The sequence below is a fragment of the Streptomyces sp. N50 genome, assembly GCF_033335955.1.
GTDB lineage: Bacteria > Actinomycetota > Actinomycetes > Streptomycetales > Streptomycetaceae > Streptomyces.
The window spans coordinates 2865378-2886562 of record NZ_CP137549.1 but is presented as its reverse complement, the minus strand read 5'-3'; the positions used below and the strand labels follow the sequence as shown (position 1 = coordinate 2886562).

Here is a 21185-nt window from a genome sequence, read left to right as displayed (position 1 = left end):
CCGGGCCCGCAGACGAACGAACCGCCCAACCTCCGTAGACTGACCCATGTGACTGACAGCGACCCGTTCGAAGAGATTGTCGCCGCCGAGACCGACCGCGACCCGGATCTCGCGGTGATCGAGGCCGGCAGCCGCACCCTCCGCACCCAGGGCACCAGCGGGCCGCAGGCCGACGTACCCGGCCGCCCAGAAGACCCCGCCCTGGACAAGGCCCTCCGAGACGTGGAGACCGAGCTGGCCTCCCGCTGGGGCGAGACCAAGCTGGAGCCGTCGGTCAGCCGTATCGCCGCCCTCATGGACGTCCTCGGCGACCCCCAGCGCTCGTACCCCTCGATCCACATCACGGGAACGAACGGCAAGACCTCCACGGCCCGCATGATCGAGGCCCTCCTCGGCGCCTTCGAGCTCCGCACCGGCCGCTACACCTCCCCCCACGTCCAGTCGATCACCGAACGCATCAGCCTCGACGGCGCCCCGATCTCCGCCGAACGCTTCATCGAGACGTACGAGGACATCAAGCCGTACGTCGAGATGGTGGACGCCCAGCAGGAGTTCCGCCTGTCGTTCTTCGAGGTGCTCACGGGCATGGCGTACGCCGCGTTCGCGGACGCGCCGGTCGACGTGGCCGTCGTGGAGGTCGGCATGGGCGGCAGCTGGGACGCGACCAACGTCATCGACGCGGCCGTCGCCGTGGTCACCCCCATCGACCTCGACCACACCGACCGCCTCGGCGAGACGACAGGCGAGATCGCCACCGAGAAGGCCGGCATCGTCAAGCAGGACGCGACCGTGATCCTGGCGCAGCAGCCGGTGGACGCGGCGCAGGTGCTGCTGAAGAAGGCCGTCGAGGTGGACGCGACCGTGGCCCGGGAGGGGCTGGAGTTCGGGGTCGTGTCCCGGCACGTTGCCGTCGGCGGACAGCTGATCAACCTGCGTGGCCTCGGCGGCGAGTACGAGGAGATCTACCTCCCCCTGCACGGCCCGTACCAGGCGCACAACGCGGCCGTGGCGCTCGCCGCCGTAGAGGCGTTCTTCGGTGTCGGTGCCCAGCGGCCCGACCCGCTCTCCATCGACACCGTGCGGAAGGCCTTCGCGTCCGTGACCTCGCCCGGGCGGCTGGAGGTGGTGCGGCGGTCTCCGACCGTCGTGCTGGACGCGGCGCACAACCCGGCGGGCGCCCGTGCGACCGCCGAGGCCGTGGCGGAGGCGTTCGACTTCAGCAAGCTGATCGGGGTCGTGGGCGCCAGCGGCGACAAGAACGTGCGCGGGCTGCTCGAAGCGTTCGAGCCGATGTTCGCCGAGGTCGTCGTCACGCAGAACTCCAGTCACCGCGCGATGGACGTGGACGAGCTGGCCGGGATCGCCGTCGAGGTGTTCGGCGACGAGCGCGTGCAGGTCGAGCCGCGGCTGCCCGACGCCCTGGAGGCCGCGATCACGCTGGCCGAGGAGGACGGCGAGTTCGCGGGCGGCGGTGTGCTCGTCACCGGTTCCGTCATCACCGTCGGTGAAGCCCGACTGCTCCTGGGGAGGGGCTGACCTTCCGTGCGTACGCTCTGTTCTTCCACGCTGATCGGCGAGTTCTTCGTGATCGGCTTCGCCGGGCTCGTGGCCATGAAGGACCCGGATCTGGCCACCTCCACCGTGTGGACGGTGTGCGGGATCGCGATGTTCCTGTCCGTCGCGCTGTGCGGCGTGGTGACCCGGCCGGCCGGCATCGCGCTCGGCTGGGCGCTGCAGATCGCGCTGATCGCGTCGGGCCTGGTCGTACCGTCGATGTTCTTCCTCGGGGCGATCTTCGCGGCCCTGTGGTGGGCCTCGGTGCACTACGGCCGGAAGATCGACGAGGCGAAGGCGCGGTTCGCGGCGCAGGCCGCGCAGGCCGGCTCCACTACACCTGACGTTGCGTAATGGGCGCATGGACACGCCCTGTAGCCTCGGCCTTGTCGTGAGACGACCGTGACACGACCGTGAGCCGACCCGCACCATCATGATCAGAAGGAGTCCCGTCGTGACCCAGCGCACCCTCGTCCTGCTCAAGCCCGACGCCGTACGTCGTGGCCTGACCGGCGAGATCATCAGCCGCATCGAGCGCAAGGCCGGCTGGCAGATCACCGCGCTGGAGCTGCGCACCCTGGACCAGGACACCCTGGAGCAGCACTACGGCGAGCATAAGGGCAAGGTCTTCTACGAGCCGCTGATGGAGTTCATGGCCTCCGGCCCGGTGCTCGCCCTGATCGTCGAGGGCGACCGGGTCATCGAGGGCGTCCGCGCGCTGGCCGGTCCGACCGACCCGATCGCCGCCGCGCCAGGCTCGATCCGCGGCGACTTCGGAGTCATCGTCCGCGAGAACCTGATCCATGCCTCGGACTCGGAGGAGTCCGCCGAACGCGAGGTGAAGATCTTCTTCCCCGGGCGCGGCTGAATCTCCATCAGTAACCCACATGCCTGACCAGGGACGGCCGCGATTTTCCGGCCGTCTCTTGGCATATGCGTGCCGATCGGGGGAACGAGTGCCCCCGTTGGGCCGTCTCCACAAGCGAGGCGACGCCTCACATGCTGACAATGGCGAAGACCCTCGCGCAGTGTTCGTGATGGCGCGTCTACGATGGAAGCCTTCACGTCACAGCACCCACTTCGCCGACCTGAAAAGCCCTCAGAAGCTCCCAGGAAGGCCAGACGAATCCTGATGGGGAACTCAATGTCGTTCATCGGCCGTGACATGGCTGTCGACCTCGGGACCGCCAACACGCTGGTGTACGTCAGGGGTCGCGGGATCGTACTCAACGAGCCGTCCGTCGTCGCGATCAACACCAACACCGGTGGCATTCTCGCGGTCGGCTCCGAAGCCAAGAAGATGATCGGGCGCACGCCCGGCAACATCGTTGCCGTACGTCCGCTGAAGGACGGTGTCATCGCCGACTTCGAGATCACCGAGCGCATGCTCCGCTACTTCATCCTGAAGATCCACAAGCGGCGCTATCTGGCCCGCCCCCGCGTCGTCGTCTGTGTGCCCTCGGGCATCACGGGCGTCGAGCGCCGTGCCGTCATCGAGGCGTCGTCCCAGGCCGGCGCCCGCCAGGTGCACATCATCGAGGAGCCCATGGCCGCGGCCATCGGTTCCGGCCTGCCGGTCCACGAGGCCACGGGCAACATGGTGGTGGACATCGGCGGCGGCACCACGGAGGTCGCGGTCATCTCGCTCGGTGGCATCGTCACCGCCCAGTCCATCCGCGTCGCGGGCGACGAGTTGGACAACGCGATCATCCAGCACATCAAGAAGGAGTACTCGCTCCTTCTGGGTGAGCGGACGGCTGAGCAGATCAAGATCACGATCGGTTCCGCGTACGACCTCGACGACGACCAGCACACCGAAATCCGCGGCCGGGACCTGGTCTCCGGCCTGCCCAAGACCGTTGTCATCTCCGCCGGCGAAGTCCGCAAGGCGATCGAAGAGCCCGTCAACGCGATCGTCGACGCGGTGAAGACGACCCTCGACAAGTGCCCGCCGGAGCTGTCCGGCGACATCATGGACCGAGGAATCGTTCTGACCGGCGGCGGAGCCCTGCTGAAGGGCCTCGACGAGCGGCTGCGCCGGGAGACCGGCATGCCGATCCACATCGCCGAGGACCCGCTGGACAGCGTGGCGCTCGGCTCCGGCAAGTGCGTCGAGGAGTTCGAGGCGCTCCAGCAGGTTCTGGACGCCCAGCCGCGCAGATGACGTAACGCTTCGATTCCGCCGTACGGGATGATCTCCTCTCGTGCGGCGGATCGTTGATACGGAGGCATAGGCTCCGACATAGGCCCCCATTCACACCTGGCGGGCCTCCCTACACACCTGCATACCCGAACCTCTGCACATTTCTATGAGGAAGGCACGGCCGCCGCACGTGAGGGACACACGAGAGAGCCGGCTGCTCCTGGTGCTGCTGATCGCCGTAGCGTTCGCGTTGATCACGGTGGACATCCGGGGAGGGCAGGACTCACCGGTCGACGGAGCCCGCCGGGCCGCGGCCACCGTGTTCGGCCCGATCGAGAACGGCGTGTCGTCCGCCGTCGACCCGGTCGGTGACGCGGTCTCCGCGGTCCGCGACTCCGGCGAGCGGCACGACCGGCTCGCCGTCCTGGAGAAGGAGAACGCGGCCCTCAAGGCGAAGCTCGGCAGCGACGACCGCAACCGCAGCCGCCTGACCCAGCTGGACAAGATGCTGAAGGTGGCCGGCGAGGGCCAGTACGGCATCAAGGGCGCCCAGGTCATCGCGATAGGAGCCGCCCAGAGCTTCTCCTGGACGATCACCATCGACGTCGGCGCCAACGACGGCATCAAGCGCGACATGACCGTCCTGAACGGCAATGGACTCGTCGGCCGTGTCACGACCGTCGGTCCCGACGCCTCCACCGTCCTCCTCGCCAACGACCCCGACTTCACCGTCGGCACCCGCATGGAGGGCAACGACGAACTCGGCTTCGCCTCCGGCGAGGGTGACGGCCCGCTGCGCGTCGAACTCCTCAACGGCAAGGCGGAGGTGCAGAAGGGCGACCGTCTTGTCACCTTCGGCTCGCAGGCCGACAAGCCGTTCGTGCCCGGTGTCCCGGTCGGTGTCGTCTCCCGCGTCGACCCCTCCGGCGGCGGCCTGACCCGCACGCTGTACGTCACGCCGTACGTCAACTTCACCAAGCTCGACATCGTCGGCGTGGTCGTGGAGGCCCCGAAGAAGGACCCGCGTGACACGGTCCTGCCCGCGAAGCCCAAGCCGACCCCGACCCCGACGGTGACCGTCACGGTCACCCCGTCCGCGAACGCGCCGGTCGACGGCCAGCAACAGCAGTAGGAGCTAGGAGCCCTTCCCCATGCGTGTCAACCGGATCCTGCTCTCCGTGCCGCTGGTCGTCGTCGCCCTCGTGATCCAGGTGAGCGTCCTCGCCCGCCTCCACCTCCCGGGCGCCGTCCCCGACCTGCTGCTCCTCACGGTCCTCGGCCTCGCCATGGTCTACGGCCATGTGTCGGGCGCCCTCATCGGCTTCGGCGCGGGCCTCCTCGCCGACCTGGCCCCGCCCGCCGACCACGCGGCCGGCCGCTACGCCCTCGTCCTGTGCGTCATCGGCTACCTCGCGGGCCTGGCCAAGCCAGAGAACGGCCGCCTGAAGTCGGCCACCGGCCCGATGGCCGTCGTGGTCGCCGCCGCGATGGGCGCCACCCTGCTCTACGCCGGTGTCGGCGCCCTCGTCGGCGACACCGCAGCCCGCCATGTGGGCCTCGGCAGCCTGCTGTTCACGGCCTCCCTGTACGACCTGCTGCTCGCGCCGTTCGTCGTCCCCGGGATCATGGCGCTGGCCCGGCGTGCCGACAACGACCCGCTCGCGGAGACCAACGCCGCCAAGTCGGCCGACATCTCCTCGGGTTGGCTCTCCTCCGGCACCGGCCTGAAGATCGGCGGCCAGCGCGGCGGCCTGAAGATGAAGACCGCTCGCGCCCGCGTGGCCCGTGCGGGACGTATCAAGGGGGTCAAGAGGCTTTGAACTCCGGGGAGTTGGCGCACGGCCTCACAGGCAGTTCGTATATGACTCATACACGCATCGACGCGTACACGCACTGAGAGGGGGAGGCAGCACCACATGACCAATATCCCGGAGACCGGTCGGACTCCACGGGTTCAGATCAGGCTCGTCGTCATCCAGATCCTCGTCCTCTCCCTCCTCGGCACCCTCGGCGGGCGCCTCTGGTACCTCCAGATCCGTGAGGGCGCCGCGTACCAGAAGGAAGCGTCCGGCAACCACGTCCAGCAGGTCGTCGAGCCCGCGGTGCGCGGTTCGATACTGGACGCGCGCGGTGTGCCCCTCGCGGACAACGAGACCCGGCTCGTGGTCTCCGCCTCCCGCACCGACCTGCTGAAGCAGGCGGACGACGGCAAAGCCGTTCTCACCAAGCTGGCCGGCGTGCTCGGGCTGAAGCCCGCGGACGTCATCCAGAAGGTCCGGCTGTGCGACGCGAAGACCCCGCAGCCCTGCTGGAACGGCTCGCCCTACCAGCCCATCCCGATCACCGACGAGGCCACCGCCAAGCAGGCCCTGCAGATCCGCGAGCGCGCCGAGGACTTCCCCGGCATCACCGCCGAGCCCGAGGCCGTACGGCGTTACGCGGCCCCCGGTGACGCCAACGCGGCCCAGGTGCTGGGCTACCTCTCGCCGGTCACCGACGACGAGATCACCCAGGCCAAGGACTCCGACTCGCCGTATCTGCGCTCCGACCAGGTCGGACGCTCGGGCCTGGAGCGCGAGTACGACAAGGAGCTGCGCGGCAAGGCCGGCGTCACCCGCTACGAGGTCGACAACCTCGGGCGCGTGATCGGCAAGGCCAAGTCCGATGCCCCGCAGCCCGGTTCGAACCTCGTCACCAGCATCGACGCCCGCGTGCAGCGCGTCGCCGAGTACCAGCTGGACAAGGCGATGAAGGCGGCCCGCCAGCAGTACGACAAGATCACGGGCGAGAACTACAAGGCCGACTCCGGTGCCGTCGTCGTGATGGAGGCCAAGACCGGCCGCGTCGTCGCCATGGCGTCCGCGCCGACGTACGACCCGAACGTCTGGGTCGGCGGCATCTCCGCCAAGGACTACAAGCAGCTCACCGGCAAGAACTCCGACTACCCGCTGCTGAATCGGGCCATACAGGGTCAGTCGGCGCCCGGTTCGACGTTCAAGGTGGTCTCCACGGCCGCCGCGGTCGAGGCCGGCTACACCTGGGACGGCGGCTACCCCTGCACCAGTTCGTACTCGGTGGGCGGCCAGGTCTTCAAGAACTTCGAGGGCGAGAACTTCGGCCCCATCTCGCTGGGCCGCGCGCTGGAGGTCTCCTGCGACACGGTCTTCTACGGTCTCGCGGACGCCCAGTGGAAGAAGGACGGCGGCATCAACCCGAAGAAGGGTGAGCCGAAGGACTACTTCTACAAGGCGGCCCACCAGTTCGGCCTCGGCAAGACCACCGGCGTCGACCTCCCGAACGAGGTCACCGGCCGCATCCCGGACCGCAAGTGGAAGCAGGAGACCTGGGAGGCCAACAAGGCCTACTGGTGCAAGACCGGCAAGAAGGGCGGCACGTACGTCCAGCAGATCGCGTACGAGAACTGCCTCGAAGGCAACAAGATGCGCGAGGGCGACTCGATCAACTACTCCATCGGCCAGGGCGACACCCTCGTCACCCCGATCCAGGAGGCCATGATCTACGGCGCGCTCGCCAACGGCGGCACCGAGTACGTCCCCACCATCGGCAAGGCGATCGTCAGCGCCGACGGCAAGACGGTCACGGAGATCAAGCCGAAGGTGAAGGCCAAGCTGCCGATCAGCGCGGCCACCCACAAGGGCATCGACAAGGCCCTCGCGGGCGTGGTCACCAGCGGTACCGCCGCCTGGAAGTTCCAGGGCTGGCCGCAGGACAAGATCGAGCTGCACGCCAAGACGGGTACGGCGGAGGTCTACGGCAAGCAGACCACCTCCTGGTTCGCCACCTACACCAAGGACTACACGGTCGTCATGACGATCGCGCAGGCCGGTACGGGTTCCGGCGCCTCCGGTGAGGCCGTGCGCAACATCTACAACGCGATGTACGGCGTCCAGGCCGACGGCTCCATCGACAAGAAGAAGGCGATGCTGCCCTCGCCGCAGACGACCCTCCCGAAGGTCCGCGCCGACGGCACGATCGCCTCCCCGAAGATCACCGCCGACCCGGCCAAGGAGCTGGAGAAGCAGCAGGAGAAGGCGACCGAGGGGGGCGTCACGCCCGCGGACGACACCCAGCAGCCCGCCATCGCGCCCTCACCGTCCACCACCAACAGCAACACCCGCAGGCGTCCGCGCAGAAGGGGTAGCCGGAGGATGCTCACATGACCGGCAACAGCTTCTCCGTCTCCGGATACGGGCCCGACCGGGCCGGCTGGACACGGGTGTTCGCCCGTGACTCGCTGGCCCGCCGGCTGGACTGGCCGATACTGCTGTCGGCGGTCGGCCTGTCCCTGATCGGCTCGCTCCTCGTCTTCTCGGCGACCCGCAACCGCACCGAGATCAACCAGGGCGACCAGTACTACTTCCTGATCCGGCACCTGATGAACACCGGTATCGGCATCGCCCTGATGATCGGCGTCATCTGGGTCGGCCACCGCACCCTGCGCGTCGTCGTCCCGTTCCTCTACGGCGCCTCGGTGTTCGGCATCCTGCTGGTGCTGACCCCGCTGGGCTCCACGGTCAACGGCGCGCACTCCTGGATCGTGCTCGGCGGCGGCTTCTCGCTCCAGCCCTCGGAATTCGTGAAGATCACGATCATCCTGGGGATGGCGATGATCCTCGCCGCCCGGGTCGACGCGGGCGACAAGCCCTACCCCGACCACCGCACGGTCCTCCAGGCCCTGGGTCTCGCCTCGGTCCCGATGATGATCGTCATGCTGATGCCCGACCTCGGCTCGGTCATGGTCATGGTCATCATCGTGCTCGGCGTCCTGCTGGCCTCCGGCGCGTCCAACCGCTGGATCTTCGGCCTGCTCGGCGCGGGCACCCTGGGCGCGATCGCCGTGTGGCAGCTGCACTTCCTGGACGAGTACCAGATCGCCCGCTTCGCCGCCTTCGCCAACCCGAGCCTGGACCCGGCCGGTGTCGGCTACAACACCAACCAGGCCCGCATCGCGATCGGTTCGGGCGGCCTCACCGGCGAGGGCCTGTTCCACGGCTCGCAGACAACAGGCCAGTTCGTCCCGGAACAGCAGACGGACTTCGTCTTCACCGTCGCGGGCGAGGAGTTGGGCTTCGTCGGCGCGGGCCTGATCCTCGTCCTCCTGGGCGTGGTCCTGTGGCGCGCCTGCCGCATCGCCCGCGACTCGACCGAGCTCTACGGCACGATCGTCGCCGCCGGGATCGTCGCCTGGTTCGCCTTCCAGGCCTTCGAGAACGTCGGCATGACCCTCGGCATCATGCCGGTCACCGGTCTGCCCCTGCCCTTCGTGTCGTACGGAGGTACGTCGATGTTCGCGGTGTGGCTCGCGGTGGGGCTGCTGCAGTCGATCCGGGTGCAGCGCCCGATGTCCGCATAGTCACAACTTTTGCCCGGTCGTTACCGCCCCATTTACCCGAGTTCCCCCGGGGTTCATTTGGGACGCCCCCTGCCATCCCGGCTCGTCAGCAACTAGATTCGGTGCATGGCGGACACAAAGCGCGAGATCGAGCGTAAGTACGAGTCCGACGACAGCGGTCTGCCCGACCTGACCGGCGTCGCCGGGGTGAAGGCCGTCATCGACAAGGGCGTCATGAACCTCGACGCCGTGTACTACGACACCGCCGACGAGCGCCTCGCCGCCGCCGCGCTCACCCTGCGCCGCCGCACCGGCGGAGACGACGCGGGCTGGCATCTGAAGGTGCCGGTCGCGCCCGGTGTCCGCGACGAGATCCGGGAACCGCTCTCCGACACCGTGCCGGACACCCTCGCCGCGCTGGTCCGCTCCCGCGTGCGCGAGGCCGAGCTGCTGCCCGCCGTCCGCCTGCGCTCCGACCGCGACGTACGCCACCTCATGGACGCCCAGGGCAAGCTCCTCGCCGAGGTCAGCGTGGACGCCGTCCACGCGGAACGCCTCACCGAGGGCGGCGGCACCGCCCAGTGGACCGAGATCGAGGTCGAACTCGCCGACGACGGCGACCCGGTGTTCCTCGACAAGGTGGAGAAGCGGCTGCGCAAGGCGGGCGTACGGCCGTCCTCGTCGTCCTCCAAACTCGCGCGGGCGCTGGCGGAGACGCGCCCGTCGGGGCCGGGGAAGAAGAAGCGCAAGGCGCCGCCCGCCCCCGGGGAACCCACGACCGCCGGCGACCACGTCCTCGTCTACGTCCGCGCCCAGCGCGACGCGATCCTCGAACTCGACCCGGCCGTACGGCAGGACGCGTACGACTCGGTGCACCGCATGCGCGTCGCCACCCGCCGACTGCGCAGCACGCTCCGCTCGTACGGCAAGGTTCTCGACCGCGCGGTCACCGACCCCGTCGGCGAGGAACTGAAGTGGCTGGCGGGGGAGTTGGGGGTCGACCGCGACCGCGAGGTCATGACCGAGCGGCTGACGACGGTCCTCGGTGAACTGCCCCCGGCCCTGATCTCCGGCCCGATCCGCGCCCGCCTGGACACCTGGGCGAACGCCCGGCGCGGCGGATCACGCAGCCGGCTGATCGGCGTCCTGGACTCCAAGCGGTATCTCGGCCTCCTCGACACCCTGGACGCGCTGGTCGCCGAACCGCCCGTGCTGGCGGACGCGGCCGGCAAGCCGGAGAAGGTGATCGGCAAGGCCGTACGCAAGGACTTCGGGAAGGTCTCCGCGCTCGTCGAGGAGGCGATCGAGGCGCCGCCCGGCCCGGACCGCGATCTCGCCCTGCACGAGGCCCGCAAGAAGGCCAAGCGCACCCGGTACGCGGCGGAGGCGGCGACACCGGCTCTCGGTACTCCGGCCCGGGCGCTCGTCAAGTCGATGAAGTCGCTGACCAGCCTGCTCGGTGAGCACCAGGACAGCGTGATGGTCCGGGTGACCCTGCGGGAGCTGTCCGCAGTGGCGCACGCTGCGGGGGAGAGCTCCTTCACGTACGGGGTGCTGTACGGGCGCGAGGAGCAGCGGGCGGCCGCGGTGGAGGCGGCCCTGCCGGAGGCGTGGAAGACGATCGTGGCCGAGGGGTCCGTACAGGTGTGACCGCTGGTGCGTACGGGTGAGGTCCGGGATCGCGTTAGTCTGGATGGTCACCCGTCCGTTCAGTCCCGCTCACGAAGGTTCGCGAGATGCCTGCCGAAGTCGCTGCGGCCGCAGAGTCCGTGTTTCCGCAGCTCGAAGCCCTGCTCCCGCAGGTGCAGAAGCCGATCCAGTACGTCGGCGGTGAGCTCAACTCCACGGTCAAGCCGTGGGAGTCGTGCGACGTCCGCTGGGCGCTGATGTACCCGGACGCCTACGAGGTCGGTCTGCCCAACCAGGGCGTCATGATCCTCTACGAGGTCCTGAACGAGCAGGAGGGCGTCCTCGCCGAGCGCACGTACAGCGTGTGGCCGGACCTGGAGGCGCTGATGCGGGAGCACAAGGTCCCGCAGTTCACGGTCGACAGCCACCGCCCGGTGGGCGCGTTCGACGTGTTCGGCCTCTCCTTCTCCACCGAACTCGGCTACACGAACATGCTCACGGCCCTGGACCTGGCGGGCATCCCGCTGGAGTCGAAGGACCGGACGCTCGACGACCCGATCGTGCTGGCGGGCGGCCACGCGGCCTTCAACCCCGAGCCGATCGCGGACTTCATCGACGCGGTGATCATCGGCGACGGCGAACAGGCCGTCCTCGACATGACGAAGATCATCCGAGCCTGGAAGGCGGAGGGCCGCCCCGGCGGCCGCGAGGAGGTCCTCTTCCGCCTGGCGAAGACGGGTTCCGTCTACATCCCGGCGTTCTACGACGTCGAGTACCTGCCGGACCACCGCATCGCGCGCGTGGTGCCCAACAAGTCGGGCGTCCCGTGGCGGGTGTCGAAGCACACGGTCATGGACCTCGACGAGTGGCCGTACCCGAAGCAGCCGCTGGTGCCGCTCGCGGAGACGGTGCATGAGCGGATGTCGGTCGAGATCTTCCGCGGCTGCACGCGCGGCTGCCGCTTCTGCCAGGCGGGCATGATCACGCGCCCGGTGCGCGAGCGGTCGATCACGGGCATCGGCGAGATGGTCGAGAAGGGCCTGAAGGCGACGGGCTTCGAGGAGGTGGGCCTGCTGTCGTTGTCGTCGGCCGACCACTCGGAGATCGGCGAGATCGCGAAGGGTCTGGCGGACCGCTACACGGAGGACAAGGTCGGCCTGTCCCTCCCGTCCACCCGCGTGGACGCGTTCAACGTGGACCTGGCGAACGAGCTGACGAGGAACGGCCGCAGGTCCGGCCTGACCTTCGCGCCGGAGGGCGGCAGCGAGCGCCTCCGCAAGGTCATCAACAAGATGGTGTCGGAGGAAGACCTCATCCGCACGGTCTCCACGGCGTACGGCAACGGCTGGCGCCAGGTGAAGCTGTACTTCATGTGCGGCCTCCCGACGGAGACCGATGACGATGTCCTCCAGATCGCCGACATGGCGATGAAGGTGATCGCCGAGGGCCGCAAGGTCTCCGGCCAGAACGACATCCGCTGCACGGTCTCGATCGGCGGCTTCGTCCCCAAGCCGCACACGCCCTTCCAGTGGGCCCCGCAGCTGAGCGCGGCGGAGACGGACGCGCGTCTCGGGAAGCTCCGGGACAAGATCCGCGCTGACAAGAAGTACGGCCGCTCGATCGGCTTCCGCTACCACGACGGCAAGCCCGGCATCGTCGAGGGCCTGCTCTCCCGCGGCGACCGCCGCATCGGCGCGGTCATCCGCGCGGTCTACGAGGACGGCGGCCGCTTCGACGGCTGGCGCGAGCACTTCTCCTACGACCGCTGGATGCGCTGCGCCGAGAAGACGCTGCCCGCCTTCGGTGTCGACGTCGACTGGTACACGACCCGCGAGAAGACCTACGAGGAGGTCCTCCCCTGGGACCACCTCGACTCCGGCCTCGACAAGGACTGGCTCTGGGAGGACTGGCAGGACGCCCTCGACGAGACCGAGGTCGAGGACTGCCGGTGGACGCCGTGCTTCGACTGCGGGGTGTGCCCGCAGATGGACACGTCGATCCAGATCGGCCCCACGGGCAAGAAGCTGCTCCCGCTGACGGTGAAGCAGCCTGCGGGGAGCGGGCACACGCACTGACCGGGTGCGTCGGTCAGCTGACGGGGTCCGAGGGGCCGTAGGCCGCGGCGATGTCCTTGGACCCCGCCCACCTGCTGTAGGTGGGTGACTGGGGCCAGCCCTCGGGGGAGTCCTGCCATTCCTCCTGGCGGCCGTACGGCAGGACGTCGATCAGGGCGAAGCTGTGGCTGAGCTGCTCGGTGCCCCGGCCGTCGGTGTGCCAGGTGCGGTAGACGGTGTCGCCGTCGCGCAGGAACACGTTGACCGCGAAGCCGCCGTCCGGCGGTGCGCCGACGTCGGTGCCGAAGGGGCTGTTCGCGGTCGAGTACCAGGGCATCCGGTTGCCGACCCGCTCCTTGTAGGCGAGGGCCTCGTCGATCGGGCCCTGGGTGACGATGACGAACCGGGCGTCGTAGCTGTCGAGGAACTCCAGGCGCGTGTACTGCGAGGTGAACCCGGTGCAGCCCGAGCACTGCCATTCCTTCCCGGCGAACCACATGTGGTTGTAGACGATCAACTGCCGCTTGCCGTCGAAGACTTCGGCCAGGCGGACCGGGCCGTCCGCGCCGTCGAGGGTGTAGTCGGGCATCTCGACCATCGGCAGGCGGCGCCGCTCGGCGGCGATGGCGTCGAGTTCCCGGGTCGCGGCCTTTTCGCGGGCGCGGAGGGAGGCGAGCTGCGTCTCCCAGGTCGTGCTGTCGACGACGGGCGGCAGTGCGTCGGCGGTCATGGTCCCTCGCAGAGCTTGTGGGCGTGGCTGTGCCTTGTGCGGGGGTAGACCGCGCCGGGCTCCGGAACTCATCGGTCAGTCGGACGTCAGCCACACACCGACCCCGGCCAGCGTCCCGTCCCCGGAGTCCGATTCCACGTCGCGGGCCAGGTCGGCGATCGTGACGGAGCGGAGGGCCTCCCGGCGGGCCGACTCGGCCGCGGCCATCGTGCGGGCGATCGCGCACGGCGTGGCGCAGGCCTCGGGCGGGGTGGCCATCGGGCCGCGCCGGCGGATCTCCGTGCAGACGAAGGCCGGGTCGGGGCCGTCGATCGCCTCGACGACGTCGAGGACCGTGATCGACGCGGGGGAGCGGGTCAGGACGTAGCCGCCGGACTTGCCCTGGACCGAGCGGACCAGGCCGGAGCGGGAGAGGGCCTGGAGCTGTTTGGCGAGGTAGGTCGGGGACACGTCGTGGAACTGGGCCAGGCGGGCGGCCGGGACCGGGGCCGCCGTCGAGGTCAGGACAACGCAGCAGTGCAGGGCCCACTCGACTCCGCCGGACATCTTCACTCGCCCATTTTACTCAGACCCCCGTTGACTCGGATATGCATTGTCCGAGTATTATCTCGGATAGAAAGTGTCCGGGTTTGGTTTCGGGGTGCCGTCGCGATCACGCGGCGGTACATATCGGACGTCAGTCATCTACGGAAGGCGTAGGCCATGAAGATCGCAGTCATCGGCGGAACCGGGCTGATCGGGTCGCAGGTCGTGAAGAACCTGAACGCGGCGGGGCATCAGGCAGTGCCGCACTCGCAGTCCACCGGCGTGGACATCATCAGCGGTGAGGGGCTGGAGGCGGCCGTCGCGGGCGCCGACGCCGTCGTCAATCTCACGAACTCACCGACCTTCGACGACGCCTCGATCGGCTTCTTCCAGACCTCGATGGACAACCTGCTCGCCGCGAGCGAGAAGGGCGGGGTCGGGCACTTCGTCATCCTGTCCATCGTCGGCGTGGACCAGGTGCCGGGACTGGACTACTACCGGGCGAAGGTCCTCCAGGAGGATCTCCTCAAGGACGGGCCGGTGCCGTACTCCATCGTCCGCGCCACGCAGTTCATGGAGTTCATGGACGCGACCCTCGCCATGACCACCGAGGGCGACACCGTCCGGCTGCCGCGTACGCCGATCCAGCCGATCGCCGCCGCGGAGGTCGCCGCCGTCGTCGCCGAGGTCGCCGCGGGCGCCCCGCTGAACGGTGTCCTCAACATCGCGGGCCCGGACGTCTACCCCCTCGACGACCTCGGCCGGATCACCCTGACCGCCAAGGGCGGCGCGGGTTCCGTGGTCACCGACGACGCGGCCGGCATGTTCGCCGCCGCCCCGGGTGACGTCCTCACCGCCCCGGACGGCGCCCGCGTCACCGCCACCCACTACACGGACTGGCTCGCCGGGCGGTGACTCGCTTACGGCAGGGGTGCCTCGGGGGTTCCGGCCGCGTGCGGGGACCCCAGCCGGGCCAGCGCCGCCGCGTCCTCCGTGTCCGGCTCCGCCGTGCCGACCAGGAGGCACTGGCCGGGGGCGCTCTGCACGTCGAACGTCTGGTACGTGAGGGTGACGCGGCCCACGTCCGGGTGGTTGAAGGTCTTGGACTGGCGGCCGGGACGGCTGACGCTGTGGTCCTGCCAGAACGTCGCGAACTCCTCGCTCCCGCCGAGGAGTTCGGCGATCAGGGAGCCGAGTTCGCGGTCGTCCCGGTCGTGCCCCGTGGCCAGGCGCAGCGCCTCGGCGGAGCAGCGGGCCACGTGCTCCCAGTCGGCGAACAGGTCCCGGGCCGCCGGGTCCAGGAACAGCGAGCGGACCATACGGCGGCGGTCGCCCAGGGGCGCGAGGAGCGCGTCGGCGAGCGCGTTCGACGCGAGGACCTCCAGGCGCCGGTTGATGACGTACGCCGCCGCCGTCGGGAACGCGCGCATCAACTGGAGCAGCGCCGGGTCCACCTCGTCGGACGGCTCGGCGGGGACGGGCCTCGGGACCAGGCCGGCCAGGCGGTACGCGTGCCAGCGGGCGTCCGTGTCGAGGCGCAGGGCGTGGGCGATGGCGTCGACGACCTGGCCCGACGGGCTGCGCTCGCGGCCCTGCTCCAGCCGGGCGTAGTAGTCGGCGCTGACCCCGGCCAGCACGGCGACCTCCTCGCGCCGCAGCCCGGCCACCCGACGCGCCCCGGAACTGGGAAAACCCACTTCGGCGGGCGTCAGCCGGGACCGCCGGGCGCGCAGGAAGTCGCCGAGCGCGTAGCCGTCCGTACCGTCCATGCCGTCCATCCCAAAAGCCTACGGCGGTCCCGCCGCCCCGCTCCCGCTTCCTAGGTGTGGCACACCTAGGAAGCCTCGTCCTGCCTCATCGGGCCGATCCCGCCGATGCTCGGACAGCACGGAAGACGCGGTGGACCACCGCCGCGCGATCGGCTCTCCTCCAAGGGGTTGCACATGACCACCACCGTCCCGTCCAAGGCCGTCCTGATCACCGGCGCGAGCAGCGGTATCGGCGAGGCCACGGCCCGGCTGCTGGCCGCGGCGGGGCACCGGGTGTTCCTCGGCGCCCGGCGCGCCGACCGCCTCGCCGCCGTGGCCAAGGACATCCAGGCGGCCGGCGGCACGGCCGAGCACCGAGAGCTGGACGTGACCAGCCTGGAGAGCGTGCGGGACTTCGTCCGGGCCGCGCGGGAGTCGTACGGCCGGGTCGACGTGCTCGTCAACAACGCGGGCGTGATGCCTCTGGCGCTGCTGGAGGCGCTGAAGGTCGACGAGTGGAACCGCATGATCGACGTGAACATCCGCGGTGTGCTGCACGGGATCGCCGCGGTGCTGCCCGTCATGCGCGAGCAGGGCGCGGGGCACGTCGTGAACGTCGCCTCCGTCGCCGGGCACCGCGTCGACCCCACCGCGGCCGTCTACTGCGCCACCAAGTACGCCGTCCGCGCCATCTCCGAAGGCCTGCGGCAGGAGAGCCGCGACCTGCGCGTCACGGTCATCAGCCCCGGCTTCACCCGCACCGAACTGACCGACGGCATCGGCGACTTGGACATGCGCGCGGTCGCCGAGGACATGATGGGCATCGCGATCCCGGCCACCGCGATCGGCGAGGCGATCGTCTACGCCGTCAGCCAGCCCGCGGAGGTCGACGTCAACGAGATCGTCGTCAGGCCTACGGCGCAGGGCTGAAGTCCGGTATAGATCAGGGGAGTTCAGTGCGCGGCGACCCAGTCCGCCACCGTCGTCACCTCCGCCTGCATCGGGAACACCTTCTCCGTGAGGACGCGGTGGACCTCCGGGTCGTTGTCGAGGCAGCCGTCGGACAGGACGGTGAGGGTGAAGTCCAGGTCGGCCGCCTGGCGCAGGGTGGACAGGACGACGCCGCTGGTGGCGATGCCGGTCAGGACCAGGTGGTCGATGTCGTTCGCCCGCAGGACCATGTCGAGGTCGCTGCCCGCGAACGCGCTGACGCGGCGCTTGGTGACGAGGATGTCGTCGGGGCCGGGGGCCACGTCCGGGTGAATCTCGTTGGCCTGGGCGGCGGCCGTCGGCAGGGTGACACCCGCGAGCCTGCCGAACAGCTTGTTGCGGGGGCTGATCTCCGGGGCGCCGGGGCGGAAGCCGACGGTCACGTAGATCACGCGGACGCCGTTCGCACGGGCCGTCTCGATCGCCTTGCGCAGGCGCGGCAGGTAGTCCGGGTCGGGGTAACGGTCCACGATCACGCGCTGGACGTCCATGACGAGGAGGGCTTCGGACATGGCTGTCCTTCCGTGAGCTGAGTGCTCGGTCGCTAAGTCATCAGGTGATTACTTGCCTAACGTAACCATGCCCTGTAGTCATGTCAACGAGTGATTACTTGAGCTGGTCGAGGGAGGTCGCCGGTGGTGACGGGTGACGTGAATGAGGCCGACGAGCCCCGGCGGCGGGACGCTGCGGCGACCCGGCAGGCGCTGCTGGAGGCCGCGAGCAGCCGGTTCACCCGGCTCGGGTACGACCGCACGACGTTGCGGGACGTCGCCGCCGACGTCGGGGTCAACCTGGCGCTCATCAAGCGGTACTTCGACTCGAAGGAGGGATTGTTCAAGGCGGCGCTGGCCTCAACTCCCCGTTTCCTGGGCCGGGATGAGGAGTTCCCGCACGACCGGGCCGGTCTCGCCGAGGCGCTCAGTCACCAACTGTCCGCCGGTGCCTGGCCGGAGTTCGGCGAACACCCCGTCCTGATGCTGCTGCGCGGGTCCGGCGACGAGCGCGTGGACGCGCTGCGCCGCAAGGCCCTGGACGAGTTCAGCCGCCAGATCCTCGAAGCGTCCGGCGAGGGCCCGGCGGGGGAGGACGACGAACGCCTGCTGCGCGCCGAACTCCTCGTCGCGCTCGGCGTCGGCGTCGCCGTCGTACGGTCCGCCGTAGGCCTGCGCCCCCTGCGGGACGCGACCGCCGCCCAACTGGCCGCGCCGCTACGGGAGATCGTCGAGGCGCTGCTGGCGCCCCCTGCCGACGACCGCTGAACTGCCGCACAATGCACGGGTGGACGACATCACGATCCGCCCCGCCGAACCCGCCGAGCTGGACGTCGTCGCGGGGCTCCGGTGGCGCTGGTTCCTTGAGGGCGGGGATCAACCTGTCACCACCCGGGCGGAGTTCGTACGGCACTTCGTCGACTGGGCTGAGGAGAACGGGAGTTCACACCGGTGCATGGTCGTCGTACGGGACGGCACGCTCATGGGGATGGCCTGGCTGGCCGTGGTCCAACGGGTGCCGAGCCCGCAGGCCCTGCGGCGGGCCAGCGGTGATCTGCAGTGCGTGTACGTCATCCCCGGCGAGCGCGACGGCGGTGTCGGCGGACGGCTGGTGGAGGCGGTGTTGGCCCGCGCTCAGGACCTCGGGCTCGAACGCGTCACCGTCCACTCCTCGCCCCGGGCCATCCCGGCGTACGCCCGCCGCGGCTTCGCCTCCTCGCCCCGGCTGCTGCACGCCCGGGTCTGCCGCAGCGACCCCTACCCTTGACCGATGCCCGAACTGATCCTGCCCGACGCCCGGTTGCGGCTCTCCTTCCTGGACGCCGTGTACGAGCACATCGTCGAGGACGACTTCTTCGGCGGCACCCTCGCGCGCGAACTGCGGGAACACGGCAGCACCTGGCGCCGGCCGGCGGGGTTCGCGCGGTACGTCGAGTCGGTGCGCGAGGAGGAGGCGGAGGACGGGCGCCGGCCCGAGGGTTTCGTGCCCAGCACCTGGTACTGGTACGTCGACGGCGACACCTACCTCGGCCGCATCCAGATACGGCACCGCCTCACCCAGTGGCTCCTCGACTACGGCGGCCACATCGGCTACGGCGTCCGGCCGGGCGCCCGGCGCCGCGGGCACGCGACCGCGATGCTCCGTGACGTGCTGCCGTACGCTCAGGCGCTCGGCCTGGATCCGGTCCTCGTGACCTGTGATGCCGCCAACATCGCGTCCCGCAAGGTGATCGAGGCCGGTGGCGGGAAGTTCGAGGACGAGCGGGACGGGAAATTGCGGTACTGGATCCGGACCCGGACGGGGAGCTGAGGCGTCTTGCCCGGTATGGACGCCCCCACGACATTCGAGAAGCCGCCCGCGCGGCCGTCGCCGCAGTCGCAGACGCCCGAGGGGTGTCTCGCCGTCGCGATCCGCGTCCCGGTGCGGATCGTCGTGCTCGTGCTGGTCGTGCCGGTGCGGTTGGTGTGGGACGGGCTGGTGGTCAGTGGGCGGTTCCTGTACCGGACCGTGCTGCGGCCGGTGGCACGCGCGGTGTTCGTGTGGCCGTGGGTGGCGCTGTGGCGGTACGTCGTCGTGCCCCTCGCCAAGGCGCTCGGCTGGCTCACCAACCTCCTTGTCGTCGTGCCGCTCGGCTGGCTGTACCGGTATGTGTTCACCCCGGTCGGGCACGGCCTCGCCTGGGCCGTCCGGCAGCTCGGGAGCGGGCTGGCGTGGGTCTACGCGCGCGTGCTCACTCCCGTCGGGCACGCGTGCGCGTGGGTGGTGAACGGGGTGGCCGCCGGTGTGGCGTGGGTCGTCGGCGGGGTGGCCGCCGGCGTGGCCTGGCTCGGGCGCTATCTGCTCGTCGTGCCCGCCGGGTGGCTGTATGCCTGGGTCCTCACGCCGATCGGGCACGCGATCGCCTGGTGCGGGCGGGGGGTCATGTGGCTGCTGAGGGCGATCGGCACGGGGATCGGTCTCGTCCTGTACTGGACCGCCCGGATTCTGCTGGTGCTGCCCGCGATCGGCCTCTGGCGCTGGGTGCTGACACCCGTCGGGCGCGTGCTCGCCGTCGTCGGGCGGGAGGTGTGGGACGCCCTCGGGCACGCCTGGCGGATCGCCGGGCACATCTCGCTCGCCGTGGGGCGGGTCCTCGGGACCCTCTTCCGGTGGATCTTCGTCGAGCCCGTGAGCTGGGTGTACCGGACCGTGCTCACCCCGGTCGGACACGTCGTACGGGACCTGGTGCTGCGACCCGCCGCCGAGGCCGCGCGCGCTGTGGGACGGGTCACCCGGCAGGTGCTGACCGCCGCGCGCGAGTCCGCCCGGCAGGCCCGTGCCGACTTCCGGCGGATGGTTTTCGGCGAGCCGCGGCAGCCGGAGCCGGTGGAGCGACGGGAACCGATGGGCGACGAGACACGTACTCTTGGTAGAAGTACGACCGTTCTCACGAAGGACTAGGACACTGGGCAAGCGACAGCCCGAAGGCCCGCCGCCCGCACCCGCGGTGCAGCGCATCCGACTGCGCTACACCAAGCGCGGCCGCCTCCGGTTCACCAGCCACCGAGACTTCCAGCGCGCCTTCGAGCGTGCGCTGCGCCGCGCCGAGGTGCCGATGGCGTACTCGGCGGGGTTCACGCCGCATCCGAAGGTGTCGTACGCCAATGCCGCACCCACCGGCACGGGCAGTGAGGCGGAATACCTGGAGATCGCGCTCACCGCCGAGCGCGACCCCGGCACGCTGCGCGAGCTGCTCGACGAGTCGATGCCCGTCGGGCTCGACATCATCGACGCGGTCGAGGCCCGGACCTCCGGGCTCGCCGACCGGCTCACGGCTTCCGTGTGGGAGCTGCGGCTCGACGGGGTGGCGCCCGAGGACGCCGAGCGCGCGGTGGCCGCGTTCAACGCGGCCGAGAGCGTCGAGGTCCAGCGCATGGCCAAGAACGGCATGCGGACGTTCGACGCCCGCCCCGCCGTAGCGCATCTCGAGACGGTCGGTCCACAGGCTGATAGGCCTACCGACCAGGCCTGTGCGATACTGCGGCTGGTTGTTCGGCACGTGACGCCTGCCGTTCGACCCGACGACGTCCTGTCCGGTCTTCGCGCCGTGGCCGACCTGGCGCCGCCGGTCGCCGCAGCGGTGACCAGGCTGGCGCAGGGGCTGTTCGATGAAGAGACCGGCACGGTGACCGACCCGCTCGCGCCCGACCGCGAGGCAGCAGTGACCGGAAATTCCACGGTCGCCGAAGCTGCCGCCGCGAAGGCGCCGGCGTAGGGAAGGTTCCGCGTAGGGACCGATGTCGTAGCGCCGCCCTCGGACTCGGGAGCCACCTGGGTCGGGCAGCGCACCGACCACAAGACTTTCGCCAGGCCGTCCGCATCTGGGCGTACGGAACCGGCGAGACAGGACACAGAGAGCTCCCGTGCGGCGCCCGCGCCCCGGACGGCGGCACCGCGCAACGCGCGAGCCGCGGACGTCACCGGCATC

At 70.0% G+C, this 21185-nt stretch carries 21 protein-coding genes; 17 read left to right on the top strand and 4 right to left on the bottom strand.

Features of this window, described 5'->3' with window-relative positions:
* The first annotated feature begins 48 nt into the window (after positions 1–48).
* The 10 genes from folC (at position 49) to R2B38_RS12575 (ending at position 12754) form a co-directional block, all read left to right on the top strand.
* Positions 49–1536 carry a bifunctional tetrahydrofolate synthase/dihydrofolate synthase gene (gene folC, locus R2B38_RS12620; protein ID WP_318016314.1) on the top strand — a complete coding sequence of 496 codons (1488 nt, stop codon included), beginning with the start codon at positions 49–51 and terminating at the stop codon, positions 1534–1536.
* A gap of 6 nt (positions 1537–1542) precedes the next feature.
* Entirely contained in the window at positions 1543–1908 is a 366-nt protein-coding gene (locus tag R2B38_RS12615; protein WP_318016313.1) for a DUF4233 domain-containing protein, read from the top strand.
* A 100-nt stretch (positions 1909–2008) separates the two neighbouring features.
* The gene (ndk, locus tag R2B38_RS12610) at positions 2009–2422 is read left to right on the top strand and encodes a nucleoside-diphosphate kinase (protein ID WP_318016312.1); all 414 of its coding nucleotides are present in this window, start codon (positions 2009–2011) and stop codon (positions 2420–2422) included.
* 276 nt (positions 2423–2698) lie between these two features.
* On the top strand, positions 2699–3718 hold the full coding sequence (locus tag R2B38_RS12605) for a rod shape-determining protein (protein WP_019065566.1): 1020 nt from the start codon (positions 2699–2701) through the stop codon (positions 3716–3718).
* 169 nt (positions 3719–3887) lie between these two features.
* Positions 3888–4829, top strand: a complete 942-nt coding sequence (gene mreC, locus R2B38_RS12600; RefSeq protein ID WP_318016311.1) for a rod shape-determining protein MreC — start codon at positions 3888–3890, stop codon at positions 4827–4829.
* Positions 4830–4848: 19 nt separating this feature from the next.
* Positions 4849–5517: a rod shape-determining protein MreD gene (gene mreD / locus R2B38_RS12595; RefSeq protein WP_318016310.1), complete on the top strand. Its 669-nt coding sequence runs from the start codon at positions 4849–4851 to the stop codon at positions 5515–5517.
* Between the two features lie 96 nt (positions 5518–5613).
* On the top strand, positions 5614–7878 hold the full coding sequence (mrdA, locus tag R2B38_RS12590) for a penicillin-binding protein 2 (RefSeq protein ID WP_318016309.1): 2265 nt from the start codon (positions 5614–5616) through the stop codon (positions 7876–7878).
* A complete protein-coding gene (gene rodA, locus R2B38_RS12585; RefSeq protein ID WP_318016308.1) occupies positions 7875–9071 on the top strand; it encodes a rod shape-determining protein RodA in 1197 nt (398 codons plus the stop codon). Before mrdA ends, rodA begins: the two co-directional genes overlap by 4 nt.
* Before the next feature lie 105 nt (positions 9072–9176).
* Positions 9177–10700 (top strand): CYTH and CHAD domain-containing protein, encoded by a 1524-nt coding sequence (locus R2B38_RS12580; protein ID WP_318016307.1) that lies wholly within the window; start codon positions 9177–9179, stop codon positions 10698–10700.
* Between the two features lie 86 nt (positions 10701–10786).
* Positions 10787–12754 carry a TIGR03960 family B12-binding radical SAM protein gene (locus R2B38_RS12575; protein WP_318016306.1) on the top strand — a complete coding sequence of 656 codons (1968 nt, stop codon included), beginning with the start codon at positions 10787–10789 and terminating at the stop codon, positions 12752–12754.
* Between the two features lie 13 nt (positions 12755–12767).
* Here R2B38_RS12575 and R2B38_RS12570 read toward each other — a convergent pair whose 3' ends face one another.
* Entirely contained in the window at positions 12768–13463 is a 696-nt protein-coding gene (locus tag R2B38_RS12570) for a DUF899 domain-containing protein (RefSeq protein ID WP_318016305.1), read from the bottom strand.
* A 75-nt stretch (positions 13464–13538) separates the two neighbouring features.
* Positions 13539–14009 carry an Rrf2 family transcriptional regulator gene (locus tag R2B38_RS12565; RefSeq protein WP_318021659.1) on the bottom strand — a complete coding sequence of 157 codons (471 nt, stop codon included), beginning with the start codon at positions 14007–14009 and terminating at the stop codon, positions 13539–13541.
* Positions 14010–14165: 156 nt separating this feature from the next.
* Between R2B38_RS12565 and R2B38_RS12560 the strand changes: the two genes are divergently transcribed.
* Positions 14166–14903, top strand: coding sequence for an SDR family oxidoreductase (locus R2B38_RS12560; protein ID WP_318016304.1), 738 nt, complete (start codon positions 14166–14168; stop codon positions 14901–14903).
* Positions 14904–14908: 5 nt separating this feature from the next.
* Here the strand turns inward: R2B38_RS12560 and R2B38_RS12555 are convergent, their stop codons facing one another.
* A complete protein-coding gene (locus R2B38_RS12555; RefSeq protein WP_318021658.1) occupies positions 14909–15757 on the bottom strand; it encodes a helix-turn-helix transcriptional regulator in 849 nt (282 codons plus the stop codon).
* Between the two features lie 174 nt (positions 15758–15931).
* Between R2B38_RS12555 and R2B38_RS12550 the strand changes: the two genes are divergently transcribed.
* The gene (locus R2B38_RS12550) at positions 15932–16666 is read left to right on the top strand and encodes an SDR family oxidoreductase (protein WP_318016303.1); all 735 of its coding nucleotides are present in this window, start codon (positions 15932–15934) and stop codon (positions 16664–16666) included.
* A 23-nt stretch (positions 16667–16689) separates the two neighbouring features.
* Here the strand turns inward: R2B38_RS12550 and R2B38_RS12545 are convergent, their stop codons facing one another.
* Positions 16690–17238, bottom strand: a complete 549-nt coding sequence (locus R2B38_RS12545; RefSeq protein WP_318016302.1) for an isochorismatase family cysteine hydrolase — start codon at positions 17236–17238, stop codon at positions 16690–16692.
* Positions 17239–17364: 126 nt separating this feature from the next.
* On the opposite strand from R2B38_RS12545, the gene R2B38_RS12540 reads away from it, so the two are divergent.
* Genes R2B38_RS12540 through R2B38_RS12520 form a run of 5 tightly spaced genes read left to right on the top strand, consistent with a single transcriptional unit; the run spans position 17365 to position 20972 of the window.
* Positions 17365–17985 (top strand): TetR/AcrR family transcriptional regulator, encoded by a 621-nt coding sequence (locus R2B38_RS12540; protein WP_318016301.1) that lies wholly within the window; start codon positions 17365–17367, stop codon positions 17983–17985.
* Between the two features lie 19 nt (positions 17986–18004).
* A complete protein-coding gene (locus R2B38_RS12535; RefSeq protein WP_318016300.1) occupies positions 18005–18484 on the top strand; it encodes a GNAT family N-acetyltransferase in 480 nt (159 codons plus the stop codon).
* 3 nt (positions 18485–18487) lie between these two features.
* Positions 18488–19027 carry a GNAT family N-acetyltransferase gene (locus R2B38_RS12530; RefSeq protein ID WP_318016299.1) on the top strand — a complete coding sequence of 180 codons (540 nt, stop codon included), beginning with the start codon at positions 18488–18490 and terminating at the stop codon, positions 19025–19027.
* A gap of 15 nt (positions 19028–19042) precedes the next feature.
* Entirely contained in the window at positions 19043–20158 is a 1116-nt protein-coding gene (locus R2B38_RS12525) for a hypothetical protein (protein WP_318016298.1), read from the top strand.
* 46 nt (positions 20159–20204) lie between these two features.
* Positions 20205–20972, top strand: a complete 768-nt coding sequence (locus R2B38_RS12520; RefSeq protein WP_033285907.1) for a TIGR03936 family radical SAM-associated protein — start codon at positions 20205–20207, stop codon at positions 20970–20972.
* Positions 20973–21185: the final 213 nt, after the last annotated feature.